General features: G+C 63.3%; 10 protein-coding genes and 1 tRNA gene. 4 read left to right on the forward strand and 7 right to left on the reverse strand.

Features of this window, described 5'->3' with window-relative positions:
* Nucleotides 1-34: 34 nt before the first annotated feature.
* From HT051_RS03260 to HT051_RS03280, 5 genes are all read right to left on the reverse strand, one after another.
* Nucleotides 35-706 (reverse strand): Crp/Fnr family transcriptional regulator, encoded by a 672-nt coding sequence (locus tag HT051_RS03260; protein ID WP_208454372.1) that lies wholly within the window; start codon nt 704-706, stop codon nt 35-37.
* A 373-nt stretch (nt 707-1,079) separates the two neighbouring features.
* Nucleotides 1,080-2,045 carry an HlyD family efflux transporter periplasmic adaptor subunit gene (locus HT051_RS03265; RefSeq protein ID WP_174540711.1) on the reverse strand — a complete coding sequence of 322 codons (966 nt, stop codon included), beginning with the start codon at nt 2,043-2,045 and terminating at the stop codon, nt 1,080-1,082.
* Nucleotides 2,042-3,703 (reverse strand): type I secretion system permease/ATPase, encoded by a 1,662-nt coding sequence (locus HT051_RS03270; RefSeq protein WP_174540712.1) that lies wholly within the window; start codon nt 3,701-3,703, stop codon nt 2,042-2,044. The genes HT051_RS03265 and HT051_RS03270 overlap by 4 nt, the downstream gene beginning before the upstream one ends.
* A gap of 44 nt (nt 3,704-3,747) precedes the next feature.
* Nucleotides 3,748-4,572, reverse strand: coding sequence for a hypothetical protein (locus HT051_RS03275; RefSeq protein WP_174540713.1), 825 nt, complete (start codon nt 4,570-4,572; stop codon nt 3,748-3,750).
* An 854-nt stretch (nt 4,573-5,426) separates the two neighbouring features.
* Complete coding sequence (locus HT051_RS03280; protein ID WP_246810159.1) at nt 5,427-6,002, reverse strand: TetR/AcrR family transcriptional regulator; 576 nt, start codon at nt 6,000-6,002, stop codon at nt 5,427-5,429.
* Between the two features lie 202 nt (nt 6,003-6,204).
* On the opposite strand from HT051_RS03280, the gene HT051_RS03285 reads away from it, so the two are divergent.
* The 3 genes from HT051_RS03285 to HT051_RS03295 all read left to right on the forward strand — a co-directional run bounded on the left by HT051_RS03285 (nt 6,205) and on the right by HT051_RS03295 (nt 11,286).
* Nucleotides 6,205-6,669, forward strand: coding sequence for a nuclear transport factor 2 family protein (locus HT051_RS03285; RefSeq protein ID WP_174540714.1), 465 nt, complete (start codon nt 6,205-6,207; stop codon nt 6,667-6,669).
* Nucleotides 6,670-6,864: 195 nt separating this feature from the next.
* On the forward strand, nt 6,865-7,359 hold the full coding sequence (locus HT051_RS03290; RefSeq protein WP_174540715.1) for a YHS domain-containing (seleno)protein: 495 nt from the start codon (nt 6,865-6,867) through the stop codon (nt 7,357-7,359).
* A gap of 603 nt (nt 7,360-7,962) precedes the next feature.
* On the forward strand, nt 7,963-11,286 hold the full coding sequence (locus tag HT051_RS03295; protein ID WP_174540716.1) for an autotransporter domain-containing protein: 3,324 nt from the start codon (nt 7,963-7,965) through the stop codon (nt 11,284-11,286).
* Between the two features lie 185 nt (nt 11,287-11,471).
* Here the strand turns inward: HT051_RS03295 and HT051_RS03300 are convergent.
* A tRNA-Arg gene (locus HT051_RS03300) sits at nt 11,472-11,548 on the reverse strand.
* A gap of 105 nt (nt 11,549-11,653) precedes the next feature.
* Nucleotides 11,654-12,430 (reverse strand): type 1 glutamine amidotransferase, encoded by a 777-nt coding sequence (locus tag HT051_RS03305; protein ID WP_174540717.1) that lies wholly within the window; start codon nt 12,428-12,430, stop codon nt 11,654-11,656.
* Nucleotides 12,431-12,545: 115 nt separating this feature from the next.
* Between HT051_RS03305 and HT051_RS03310 the strand changes: the two genes are divergently transcribed.
* Complete coding sequence (locus HT051_RS03310; RefSeq protein ID WP_174540718.1) at nt 12,546-13,379, forward strand: thermonuclease family protein; 834 nt, start codon at nt 12,546-12,548, stop codon at nt 13,377-13,379.

The raw sequence follows: 13,379 nt of genomic DNA on the forward strand, positions 1-13,379 counted from the left end.
GACTTGGCAGGTACCTGACAGGCACCTGGCAGGTCTATTCCTCGCTGCCGTCCAACTCGCATAGCAGCACGCTGAGAAGCGACTGATGGATGGTTATGGTCTTTGCGTCGTAATCGATGTAGCCGAGCTTGCGAAACTTGTTCATGAACTGGCTCACGCGGGAGCGCGTGGTGCCTACCATTTCGCCGAGCCGCTTCTGGCTGACCCGGGGGATGGTCACATCCATCCCCCCTTCGGTCGCGTAGCTCGCCAGCATCACGAGCGTCCTCGCCAGATGCTGCTCGCTGGAATTGAGCACACGCCGCAAGAGCTGCTCCTGGGTGCGCGCCCCGCTCTTAATCAGGTGGCGGATCAGGAAGTCGTCGAAGTTGGTGTCCTTGTTGACCAGCCTGATCGCGGTTTCCTTGCTGATCCGGACGCCGCTGCTTTTCTCCAATACGGTTGCCGTCATCCGCCGTTTCTGATGCCCCCAGAGGCAGCACTCGCCGAAGATTTCATCTGGCCCGAGTATGGAAACGGTTGCTTCCTTTCCTTGCTCGGAGATGACGGTCAGCCAGACTTTGCCGGTCAGCAGGTAGTACAAGCAATCCGCGTAATCGTCCTGCCGGAAGACGGCGTCGTGCTGATCGAAGTGGACGCATGAGATGCCCGGTCTTCCCTGGTTGGCAAGCGCCACCAAATTGAAGCCTCGGCTCGGTCTAGTCATGTTCAACGTCATAGTGAGTTGAGCATCTAGCCGAGAATGGCCCGTCAGAAATGTTCCGAACCGGACAAGGACGAGATCTTTGGCCGGATCTTCGCGCGTCTTCGGGCGAAACCGGCGCGTGGTGGCGCGCCGAGAATGAGGTGCTGGGAAAAAATGAAGGAGCCCCAGTTGGGCTAAGGGGCTCCTTCCGATCCCTATCGGGGAACACGATGGGTGAGGGACGACCCATCGCTGATGGGAAGGGGGGGATCCCATCGAGCCAAAAATAGACAAGATGCGAGGACCGAGACTGTACGCTTCGTAACACCCGCGAAAATTGTCTTCGGGGTCGCCTGCGGCCCTCGGTGGCGGGGTTTCCAGTCGCTCCGCGCATCTACTCCTCGCGAAAGGCGTGGGAGAAGCTGTCTGTCAGTGGCTGGAGCAGAAAGTCGAGCATCGTATGACTTCCTGTGACGATGGCGACTTCGACGGGCATTCCCGGGTAGAGCTTCACGGATGGAACGACCGCGAGCTGATCGGATTCCACTTCGACCGTGGCCGAGAAATAAGTTTGCCCGGTGCGCTCTTCGGTTTGGGCGTCGGGTGAGATGCGCGTGACCTTGCCTTCGACGGATGGCGTCGTCCGCTGCTTGTAGGCGACGAACCGCACGGTGGCGGGGAGATCGGGACGCACGATGTCGATATCCAGCGGCTTGATCTTGGCCTCCAGAACCAGCTTGTCGTTGACAGGCACGATGTCGGCGATGGTGCCGCCGGGGTTGATCACGCCCCCCGCGGTATGAACCTGCAGGTTCATGATCACGCCATCCTGCGGCGCGACGACAGAATCGCGTGCGAGCTTGGCCCGGGCCTTTTCCTCCTCCTCGCGCATGGTCCAGAGTCGCTTTTCGTTGGCGGCGATATTGCCCTTCAGACCCAAGACGGTTCTCTCCACTTCGAAGAGCTGCGACTTTCTCGTGTAGCCTTTCTCGTAGAGGCTGCGCAGGTCTTCGAGCTGTTCCTGGGTGCTCGGCAGCTGCTCCTTGAGCGCTGCGGTTTCGGCCTCGAGAGCGCCGAGCTGGCCGCGCACGGCATTCAGGCTGGCTTTGTCGGCATGGTCGTCGAGCCTGACGAGCACCTGGCCGCGCTTCACCGCATCGCCCTCGCGCACCAGGATCTCGCTCACGATTCCGCCGTCCAAGTGCTGGACGGTCTTGCGATAAGTGTCGACCTTCACCACGCCAGGCGCCAGTGCCGCGCTGGTCAGATGGGCTAGCGAGGCCCAAAGCAGAAAGCCGCCGAGAATCGCCGCGGTGAAGATCTTGGCCTTGAAGATGTAGGGCTGGATCGGCGGCTTCATTTCAACACCCGCATCGGCTGCCGGGGATAGTCGGGGGTGGGGCAGGCGTCGCGCCGTCTGACATGGGAGACGAGGGCGTGAGAGGGACCGAAGAATTCGGCACGCCCGCTGCGGAGCGCCAGAAGCTTGTCGAACTGGGCGGCGAGCATCGGCCGGTGGGTGATCACCACCACGATGGATCCGCTTTCCTTCAATGTCAGAATCGCGCGGCCGAGCGCCGCTTCGCCCTCCACGTCCAAATTCGCATCGGGCTCGTCGAGGACGACGAAGGCCGGGTGCCGGTAGATCGCGCGGGCAAGGCCAATTCGCTGGCGCTGTCCGCCGGACAGGACGACCCCGTTTTCGCCGATCTCCGTGTTGTAGCCGTAAGGCATGCGCATGATCATCTCGTGCACGCCCGCCCCCATGGCGGCGGCGACGATGTCGGCCGGATCGCCGCCCTCCATGCGCGCGATGTTATCGCGCACCGTGCCGCGAAACAGCTCCACCTTCTGGGGCAGATAGCCGATATTGGCGCCGAAATTGTCCCGACTCCAGGCGAACACATCGCCGCCATCGAGATGGATCGAGCCGGATTGCGGCTTCGCCAGGCCGATGATCACCCGGGCGAGGGTGGATTTCCCCGCTGCGGACGGGCCGACGATGCCGAGCGCTTCGCCCGGCTCCAGGGAGAATGAGATATCGCGCAGCACAAGGCGCTGCGAGGGGGCATAGCTCACATTGCTGACCACCAGGCTGCCGCTCGGCGGGGGAAGCGGCATGGCAGACGGATAGAGCGGCGGTAGGCGCAAGAGCTCGGTGAGGCGCTTCCAGGCGTCGCGGGCATTGGTGGTGATGCGCCAGGCACCGATCGCTTGCTCCACCGGCGCAAGCGCGCGGGACATAATGATCGAGGCGGCGATGATCCCGCCTGCGGTGAGCTCCTGCTGCAGCACGAGCCAGGCACCGAGGCCGAGCACGGCGACCTGAAGAAACAGGCGCAGCGATTTGATCCAGGCATTGATCAGTCCCGATGTGTCGCTGACCGTTTCCTGAAGCTGCAGGACGTCGCCATTGACCTCGTTCCAGCGCCGCGTCAGCGCCGGCGTCATGCCCATGGCTTCGATCACCTCGGCATTGCGAAACGCCATCTCCGCGTTCTGATAGCCGAAGGCCGACGCCATGTTGGCCCGGTTCAGCTTGTCCGAGGTCAGAAGGTGGTTGGCGATGGCGAGGCCGATGAGCACCACCGCCCCGCCGGTGGCGAGCAGCCCCAGGATCGGATGCAGCACGAAGATCAGGATGAGATAGATCGGCATCCAAGGGGTATCGAACAGCGCCATGATGCCGACGGCGCCGAGATAGGTGCGGATGGTTGCCAGGTCGCGCAGCGCATCCGTCTGATAGGGCACCCCGCGTAGCGTGTTCTCGATGCCCCGCTCGAACAATGCGGGCGACAGCATGCGGTCGATCCAGACGCCGATCCGCACCATGATGCGGGACCGCAGCACGTCCAGCACGGCCATGGCGGCCAGAGCCCCGGCAGCGAGGATTGTCAGGAAGACGAGCGTCTCGGTGCTGCTGCCGGGGATGACGCGGTCATAGACTTGCAGCATGTAGATCGGGACCGTCAGCATCAGCAGGTTCACTGCTGTGCTGATCAGCCCGACCGCGACCAACCCCTCACGGCATCGAGAAAGGAGAGCCGATAGCTGGTTGTCCATCATCCATGATGGTTCCAGTGATGGAACGACCAGAGGTCCGCCGAACCGCCATCGTCCACGGCGCTTTGATCGGCATTGGTCTGGTTCTGAGGATAACGGGACGAGCAACCGCCGCTGAGCGCTCCCTCTTGCACGCCCCAATGGCCGCCTCCACCGCGCCAATGACCGAAGCCGCCATTGCCGCCTGCGCCGGCTCCCGAATCGTCGCCGCCTGGATCGTCGGTCGCCACGGGCGCGGGATTGTCGGTGCCGCGGTTGCCGCGCCAATGGCCGAAACCGCCATTGCCACCTCCGCCGAATCCGGAATCGTTGCCGCCTGGATCATCCGCCACAGGCGTGGGATTGTCGGAGCCGGGATCGCCGATACTCGCGACCGGAGACGGGTCGACACTGGCATTGTCGCCGACAACCGATCCGATATCGGAGGCGGCATTGATCAGCCGGGTGTGATTGACGGGTTCGTCAGGGGAGGGGTTGAGGATGAGCTGGTAGTTGCCGGTCAAGGCATTCTCCGCAGCATTCGACACGGATTGCGGCGTTCCGGCATTGCTCTGAACCCAGAGATCCACATGGGCGTCGCCGCCGGAGTTGTTCGCCATGAGGTCACCGATGACGAAGTATTTCTGCAGCTCTGGCACATAGAATTTCGTGCCGTAGGCGAACTGACCCGAAAGACCAGCGGAATTGGCGGCCGCCGTTACGGGATCGTCATAGGTGCCCGTGCCGCCGGCATGGCCGCCCAGGGACGTGGTATCGGTGCCGGGAGGATCGTTGTCAGCGTGACCGTAAAGCGTCACGTAGATGTTGTTCAGGGTAGTCGGCATTCTCGTACTCCTTCCCTCTTTGTCAGGCGTCTCAGCGATTGGAAGCCAAAGGCCGGGGGGTGACGCCGGTTGCTGCGATGCTGGACAGATCTAGCCTCGCCTTGAGGGAAGGCGCATTGCAGCCGCCGCGGCCGGGTCGTCTTGTTACGAAAATTTCCCGCTGCCAAAGCGGCGTGCTTTAGGCATTCCCTCAGGAGTAAACCGGGCCACGTCTCTATGCTCGCGGGGTGGTTTCCGGACGGCAATCTGAGGCCTATTTCTTGATTGCATTGCGGCAACGCGCCGCCCGGCCATGCAAAACGCGCGAACTTTGAAGCAATACTTCCGTTTTCTTGTTCGAAATTCTGAGGCCTCCAGACGGACAAACGCTCTTGTGAGCTTTGCTGTGCGTTCTTGGGCGCACACACGATGCTTATCGAAATTCTAGACCTGTAATGTTTTGAACAGTGGGGCCGAGTGAATTGAGATAAGTCTATTATGTTCTTGAGAAATTCTGTTCGGGCTCCGTGTGGGGGCTGGAACAGAGAGTGCCCCGCTCGCGCCGATAGATCGATGATCCGACGCTGTTGAGGCGGTGGCAGGGCCCGGTGTGCCGGATAGGCACGCCGGGCCTTTCAGTGAAAGATCCCAAGGGGATTTTCCCCTGCGGTGTCGCGTGCCCCCGGATGTCAGGTCATCGAGGCGAACGAGATCGTCGTTCTGCGGGAGAAGTCTGTCGCGTAGATGCGACCCGATGCGGCCGCGCCGTCGTCCTCACTAGAAGGTGGCCAGCGCCCCGCGTATTTCAATTGGTAACCCCAGCAGGATTCGAATCTGCCAAGGGCATATCGCGCCGAAGCGTGCTGCCGACATTATCAAGCTTGCGGATGGTCCAGAGCGGCGGAGATTACTTTCTCGGCGGCCGCCTTTGCGTCACCCGCCGGATCGGCTTCGTGGCCGAGATGCGCCGTAACGATGGCGCCTTCCTTGAGCAGCAACAAGGCGCGTGCCAAAGCCGCCGGGTCCTGCGCGCCTGCATCGGCAGCAATTTTCTGCAGCTGCAGAAACAGGAGCCGCTTGTGCTCGGCTGCCTGCGTGTGGATGGGGTGATGCGGATCGGGGTATTCGGAGGCGGCCTTGATGAACATGCAGGACCGAAAGCCCGGTTCTGCGAACCATTCCGCCAACGCATCGAACATGGCCGAGAGCTGGGCGCGCGGCGCTCCCGCTTCTTCCATCCGGCGGAAGAGCCAATTGCGGAAATTCTGGTCCCGCAGCCGTAGGACCGCGAGGATCAACTCCTCCTTGCTGTGGAAATGCTTGAACATGGTGGTCTTCGAGATCCCGGTCTCTGCCGCCAGGCGGTCCATGCCGGTCGCGTGAAATCCCTCGCGGTAGAAGATCCCAAGCGCCTCTCGGACGAGTTCGTCCCGCTTGCTCGCGCGCATCATGGCTCCTTTCTGTACAGAATAGTACATAGTAGCTGCAAGCCGGCACGGCAAGAGCGCAAATAATATATCGCTATATCAGTTAGTTATAGAGGGTCTGGGGGCGTGTCAGCATAAAACGCGACGAGTCACGGTTGACAAGGTGTACCGATCTGTTAGTCATCGATCTCAAGGTGAACAGATCGGTACATATTGGAGAGCTGCGATGACGAGACCACCCCTTCCTCCCTTCGATAGAGCTTCGGCTCTTATCAAGGTCCGCGCTGCCGAGGATGTCTGGAATAGCCGGGATCCGATCAAGGTTGCCGCGGCCTATACGCCAGACACGGTTTGGCGGAACCGCAGCGAGTTCCTGAACGGTCGCGCCGAGGTCGAAGCGTTCCTGACCCGCAAGTGGCAGGCCGAACGCGACTACCGGCTCATCAAGGAGCTGTGGAGCTTCGACGGCGCGCGCATCGCGGTGCGCTTCGCCTACGAGGCGCAAGGCCCTGACGGCCAATGGTTCCGGGCCTATGGCAACGAGAACTGGGAATTTGCGGCCGACGGTCTGATGGCCGTGCGCCGTGCCTCAATCAACGACCTTCCCATCGCCGAAAGCGACCGGCTCTTCCGCTGGCCGCTGGGCCCCAGAGCCGAGAGCCACCCGGGTCTCTCCGACCTCGGCCTCTGACGCCGCTCGACCCGATGACGGCCGAGCCGGTTCCCGGCAAGGCCACACAGTTCGGATGCGCGATCGCCGTGCCGTGTTGCGCCGATCACGTTCCGAAGCCGCCGAAGCTCGGCGGCTCGCAGACCCGCGAACCCGATGGCTCGCGGAAATCACCAACCCGCCCGGAAGGGCGACCACAGAAGAAGGACTATCGAAATGAAGACCATCAAGACCCTGATCACCGCAGCCGCGTTCGTCGGTGCCGTCTCCGCTACGACAGCGGCGTTTGCCGTGGATGAGTACAATGTGTCGACCGGCACGACCCTCAGCGGGGCCGGCGTCGCACTCCGCGGCGACGATACCGTCGCACTTGCCACCGGCCTGAAGGTGACGCCCGGCCACGCGACGTTCACTGTCGAGCGTGATGGTGTCGCCTACTATTTCTCGTCCGAAGAGACGAAGAAGCAGTTCGAGGCGAACCCTGCGCGGTACATGCCGCAATATGGCGGCTTCTGCGCGTTCGGCGTTGCCATCGGCAAGAAGCTCGATGCTGCGCCCCGCTTCGCCGACATCGTCGACGGCAAGCTGTATGTGTTCCTGAACGCCGCCGCCTTCGAGAAGTACAAGGAAGACAAGGCTGGAACGCTTGCGAAGGCGAAAAAGAACTGGCCGGGAATGCACCACGTGGCCGTGGCCGAGGTGAACGGCTAGCCTATGAGAGCTACGGTGTGTCGCTGACGGGATTTCGCCGTCAGCGACACCAACCGGTGGCCCGATTCCCGCGGTGCCGCAACGAATTCAACGCTTTTCCGCGTCGGACATTCCGAATGCCAGCTCTGGTTCGAAAGCTGTAATTGGTGACCCCGGCAGGATTCGAACCTGCGACCCTCAGATTAGGAATCTGTGTTTCGATCTTACCGGGTGATCCCGGACCATTGAATGCTCGCCGGAAACCTGTAGTCCTTGTGCCACAAGTGGGGAGAAACCGTCCCCCGCCCTCAAGAAAATTGCAATACACGCCCTGGTTGCCTTGACACGCAGTGAACGCATTTGGAATCCCTTGTTTACGGTGATTTAGCTGCGTCGAAGTACGGCTGGACCTTAAGGATGGCCCGAGCACTCGCGTGACGCATTGCTCGGGGAGGTTGGGGCGTGATTTTCCGGACCGGCGCTGGTGGCCGTGCCAAATCAATATTTGGCTTCTGCGGTGCACTCACGGGTCTGCGGGGCGCGCGATGCGCAACGCTGAGTGTCCCTTTCTCAGCATGTCGCCAGCCCCTACTTGCGATCGGCCTCATTGCCCTACTTTGCGGGATGGTGTGGGACGCGCCAGCGGCGTTCGCCGATGGCGGCCATAGCGGCCTTCCATTGAATGGCGCTGGCGACGGCGGCACCGACAACCCAAACGGTCCAGGCGGAAACGGCGTAGATGGTGGTGGTGGTGGCGGCGCTGGCGTGACCGGCGGCGATGGCGGCGACGGGATTGCCACTTACAACGGCGGCGCTGGCGGCGCAGGCGGCAGCATAGCATCCAAGGACGGAGCCGATGGTAGCCCGGGCGACGCCGGCACGACACTCAGCGGTGGCGGCGGCGGCGGCGGTGGCGCTGCCGGCTTGGTCGGCTCGACCATGGGCGGCACCGGGGGTAATGGCGGCAATGGCGGCGATAGCGCTGCGGTTCGGGGCCGCGCTGGCGGCGGCGGCGGCGGCGGCTACGGTGTCATCCTCACCCCCTCCGCGTCTTCCGCCACCTATAGCTCGGACGCAACCGGCGGCGATGGGGGCGATGGCGGCGAGGCGTTGAATGGCAGTGGGGGCGATGGCGGTGACGGTGGCGTTGGCGTCTACCTGAACAGCACCAATGTCAGTGTGACATTCAACGGCAACGAGCTTGGCGGAACCGGTGGTAACGGCGGCTCCGTGTCGGTCTTTTACAGCTCCGACCCTCCCCCCCGCGGCGCGGGTGGCGATGGCGGCGACGCCATTCAGGCCTCACAAGCCAGCATCACGATCGGAGGGCAGGCCCTGGGCGGCACCGGCGGCAATGGTGCTACGATAGGAGCCGCTTCAGGTGGAAACGGTGGAATCGGCATTTCCGGCAGTTCCCTGACCATTACCAACACCAATACCGGTGCGATCCAGGGTGGCGATGGCGGCCAACGTGGCCCCTCGGGATCGTATGGCAAGGGCGGCGCCGGCATCGCCGGTGCGAATCTAACCGTCATCAATTCGGGCGCGATCTCCGGCGGCTTCTCCGGCGATGGCGGCACGCAGGCGAACGCCATCACGTTCACCGGCGGCACCAACAGCTTGGAGCTGCGCGCTGGCTCGTCCATCGCAGGCAATGTCGTGGCGAACAGCACCGCCGATACGCTCAAGCTTGGCGGCGCGACCGACTCCAACTTCGACGCCTCGGCGATCGGCGGCCAGTATCAAGGGTTCGGCTTGTTCGAAAAGACCGGCAGCAGCACATGGACGCTGACCGGCACGACTGCGGCAGTGACGCCCTGGACCATTGACGGCGGAACCTTGAATGTTTCTTCCGACGGGGCACTCGGGGCGCCCACGAGCGCACTGACCTTGGATGGCGGCACGCTGCAACTCGGAGCCTCGTTCGATCTATCTGCATCCCGCGCAACGACCATTACCGCCAATGGCGGAACCATCGATACGAACGGCAATGATTCGACGTTCGCGCAGGATATCGGCGGCGCAGGAGCGCTAACCAAGATCGGCGCCGGCACGCTGATACTCAGTGGCACCAACACCTATGGGGGCAGCACCACAATCAACGCAGGGACCCTGCAGCTCGGCGATGGCGGCACGACAGGGTCGATCGCAGGCGACATCACCAACAACGCCACGCTCGCGGTGAACCGCTCGAATACATTCACCTATGACGGCGCGATCTCCGGGACCGGCGCCTTCGAGCAGAACGGCACTGGGAAGACCGTGCTTACCGGGATCAACACCTATACCGGGCCAACCACAGTCAATGCCGGCAAGCTGGTGGTGAACGGCTCGATCGCCAACTCTACCGTGACCGTTCGAACCGGCGGCACGCTCGGCGGTTCCGGCCAACTCGGCGCCCTCACGGTCAACGGCACACTGGCGCCGGGCAACTCGATCGGCACCATGACCGTGAACGGCGCCTTCGTGCTCGGAGCCGGTGCGGTCTATGAGGTCGAGGTCGATGCGGCCGGCAACTCGGACAAGGTGATCGTCAATGGGACGGTGAACCTAACGGGCGCGACGCTGAAGGTGCTTGCCGCGGACGGGAACTATCAGACGACGACGGACTATACGATCATCGAGAACGATGGCAGCGACGCCGTCAAAGGCAAATTCGGGTCCGTCTCCACGAACCTCGCCTTCCTGACGCCGAGCGTGGCCTATGCGGCCGGCGACGGAAACGACGTGGTTCTGACGCTCGAGCGCAACGAGACGCTGTTCCCGGACGTGGCCCGGACGCGGAACCAGCGCGCGGTGGCGGGTGCGCTGTCGCGGTTCCCGACGAATAATGCGCTCTATCTCGCCGTGTTGAATCAAACGGCGGAAGGTGCGCGGACCGCCTTCGATGCACTCTCGGGCGAGGTGCATGCGACCGTGGCGGGGACTTTGGTCGACGACAGCCGCTATGCCCGCGAGGCGGTGCTCGGCCGTATGATGCAGGCGAGCCATAGCGGCGAAGCGCTCGGGTCCGGCGGGCCGCAAGTCGCGAGTCGCGGAGCGACCTACGATGCGGACGCCATGCGGCTCGGCAGCAAGTTCGTCAGCGAAGAAATGGCGGCTGAACCTGTATCGCAACCACTCGCCTTCTGGACGCAAGGCTATGGTGCTTGGGGAACCTTCGATACCGACGGCAATGCCGCGACGGCGGACCGCAATCTCGGCGGCTTCATTTCGGGCATGGACGCGAGCATCGGTGGCTCGTGGCGTGTCGGCGTCGCCACCGGCGCCGCCTTCTCCAATGTGAGCGTGGACGAGCGTTACAGCGGCGCCAACACCAAGACCTATCATCTCGGCGGTTACGTGAATGGCGACGTCGGAGGCTTCGCGCTGCGGGGCGGCGGCCTGTGGGCCTGGAGCGACATCGAAACGAGCCGTGCGGTTGTGTTCCCAAACTTCTATGAACGTCAGAAGGCGGACTACGACGCCGACACGGCTCAGCTCTTCGGCGAGGTCGCGTACCCTACGCAAGTAGCGGGCGTCGAGGTCGAGCCTTTCGGCGGCCTTGCCTATGTTTCCCTAGAGAGCGGCGGCTTCCGTGAGAAAGGCGGGGCGCAAGCGAGCTTGCGCTCGTCCGGCATCGACCAGGATGTGGGCTACACGACGGTGGGCTTACGTGCAGCGCAGACTATGATGTGGGGTGACATGGCAGTCACCCCGCACATCGAGGCCGCTTGGCTGCACGCCTTTGACGACGTGACGCCCGGCACGTCACTGGCCTTCGCCACCACCGGCATCGGCTTCTCCATCGACGGCGTGCCGCTCGCCGAAGACTCAGCCCTGCTGGATGCGGGCGTCGACTTTGCGCTGAGCGACCGTGTGTCCGCTGGCGTCTCCTACCAAGGCCAATTCGCCGACAGCCTGTCCGACAACGCCGTAAAGGGGCGCCTGACCTGGCTGTTCAATTAGGCGCCGTCTGTTTTGGGGCAAAAGCCGACGCTCGCGAGTCCATGCGAGAACTTCAGGTTTGCACTCCTAGCCGACGTTGGCTGCGGGTCGTGCTGCGGTTCAAAGGCTTTCTCTTGTGGTCGCTATACGGTAGCTACGGTATGGCGCGGCCGCGAATAGGCTGATCGCCAACCCATTGAAAAACGTGGTGACCCCGGCAGGATTCGAACCTGCGACCCTCAGATTAGGAATCTGATGCTCTATCCTGCTGAGCTACGGGGCCATTGGCGCGCGTATCGGCGGGTCTTTCTATAGACGCTGCCGCCTAGCATTGTCTTTACAGTCTGGCGTTTGCCGGGGGCAAGCTCAAGCGGACACGCCCCCGGGACTATGAGCGCGGCGCAAAGCTCGAAAGCCAGCGGTGGTAGAGCTTGTCGGTGAGGCGCTGCATTCTTTGCACCCGGCCAGGCAGATCGGCGCGCATTTGTTCGGGGCTCTGAACCCGTTCGGAGACGGGAGCGAGATCCTCGGGCATCAAGCTCACCCAGTTCTCCAGCAGCTCCGGCGTCACTTCGACATGGGCCACGGTGGCCAGAATATTGTCGCCGACGACGAAGGCCTGATCGGCGCAGAAGCGCGAGGAGTAGAGCGGCGCTGCGGCATCCGGCAGGGTAAAGCCGTCGTGATGCCAGATCAGGATCTCGGTCTTCTCCTCCTCGCCGCACCAGTCTTGCGCCACGGCGGTATCGGCGCGGCGCACCGTATGCCAGCCGATCTCCTTCTCAGCCAAGGGATAGACCTCGCCGCCGAGTGCATTCGCGATCAGCTGCGAACCGAAGCAATGGCCGAGGATCGGCAGGCCGGCATTTGCTGCGCTCTGGATCAGGCGGATTTCCTCGCGCATCCAGGGCGCATCCTCGGTGAGGCTGTGGGTGCAGCCGAGGAAGACCAGGGCGGAAATATCGTCGATGGCTTGCGGTAGCGCCTCGCCGCGGTCGAGCGCGATCTCCTCGAAGGGCAGTCCGCGAGCCTCCAAGGTCTCGGCGAGATAGCCGGGCGTGATCGGCTCTTCATGGCGGACGATGCGGATCGGTTTCATGACGTGTGACGGATCGGCTTGGATGGGCGGCGGCTGCAATTGCAGCTCGATATAGAGGCGCGCCAAAGCCGTCGGGGAGACGATGAATTGTCACGCACGCGGTGCGGCAAACCAAATGCGTGCCATTTCTGCTGCGCGCAACCGCTTTGCCGTGTGGAGACCGGCGCTTTAGGTTGAAGCCATGGGTGGGTTTTGGAGCGTTGCCATCGGTGCCGGGCTTGTCGTGCTTTGGCTGTCGCCGGCCGCGGCGCAAGGCGTGTCGGACTGCGCCCTGTCGGTGCCGGAGACCGCGAGCGTCGCCGAGGTCGTCGACGGCGAGACGGTAAAGCTGACGGACGGTGCCGTGGTGCGGCTGATGGGGGCGAAGGCGCCGCGCCCGGTGGGTGGACGTTCACCAGAGGATTTTCCGCCGGCGCAAGCAGCCAAAGCCCGGCTGACGGAGCTTGCGCAGGGAAAGCCGGTGGCTTTGCGCTATGGCGGTCAGCGGACCGACCGCTATGGCCGCAAGCTGGCGCAAGTTTTCGCCACGGGCGACGGGCCGCCGGTCTGGCTGCAGGGGGCTCTTCTGGAGGAGGGGCTGGCGCGCGCCTATAGCCTTGCCGATAACGAGGCCTGTATCGCGGTGCTGCTCGCTAAGGAGCGTGTAGCGCGGGAGGCGGCACGCGGTCTTTGGCGTCTGCCGGATTATCGGGTGAGGGCGGCGTCGGACCGTGCTGGGCTGTACCGCTTGCGCGGCCGTTTCGTCGTGGTGGAGGGCGAGGTCGCCGATGTGGCGAGCATTCGCGACTGGACCTATGTCAATTTCGATCGGGATTGGCGGGAAGACTTCACCGTGACGGTGGCGCGGGAGAACGCCAAAGCCTTCGCCGATGCGGGGCTGGATCTTGCGACGCTGAAGGGCAAGCGTATCCGGGTGCGCGGCTGGCTGGAGCAGCTCAACGGGCCGATGATCGAGGCCGATCACGCCGGCCAGATCGAGGTCTTGGAACCGGCGGCCGCAGCGGCAGCGCCTTGA

The organism is Methyloligella sp. GL2, assembly GCF_013341275.1.
Taxonomy (GTDB): Bacteria; Pseudomonadota; Alphaproteobacteria; order Rhizobiales; family Methyloligellaceae; genus Methyloligella.

Excerpts from the sequence above, each read along its gene's own strand:
- HT051_RS03290 (WP_174540715.1), top strand. The coding sequence starts at position 6,865 with ATGAAGACCATCAAGACCCTGATCACCGCAGCCGCGTTCGTCGGTGCC.
- HT051_RS03275 (WP_174540713.1), bottom strand. The coding sequence starts at position 4,572 with ATGCCGACTACCCTGAACAACATCTACGTGACGCTTTACGGTCACGCT.
- HT051_RS03310 (WP_174540718.1), top strand. The coding sequence starts at position 12,546 with ATGGGTGGGTTTTGGAGCGTTGCCATCGGTGCCGGGCTTGTCGTGCTT.
- HT051_RS03265 (WP_174540711.1), bottom strand. The coding sequence starts at position 2,045 with ATGAAGCCGCCGATCCAGCCCTACATCTTCAAGGCCAAGATCTTCACC.
- HT051_RS03295 (WP_174540716.1), top strand. The coding sequence starts at position 7,963 with ATGGTGTGGGACGCGCCAGCGGCGTTCGCCGATGGCGGCCATAGCGGC.
- HT051_RS03260 (WP_208454372.1), bottom strand. The coding sequence starts at position 706 with ATGACTAGACCGAGCCGAGGCTTCAATTTGGTGGCGCTTGCCAACCAG.
- HT051_RS03280 (WP_246810159.1), bottom strand. The coding sequence starts at position 6,002 with ATGATGCGCGCGAGCAAGCGGGACGAACTCGTCCGAGAGGCGCTTGGG.
- HT051_RS03285 (WP_174540714.1), top strand. The coding sequence starts at position 6,205 with ATGACGAGACCACCCCTTCCTCCCTTCGATAGAGCTTCGGCTCTTATC.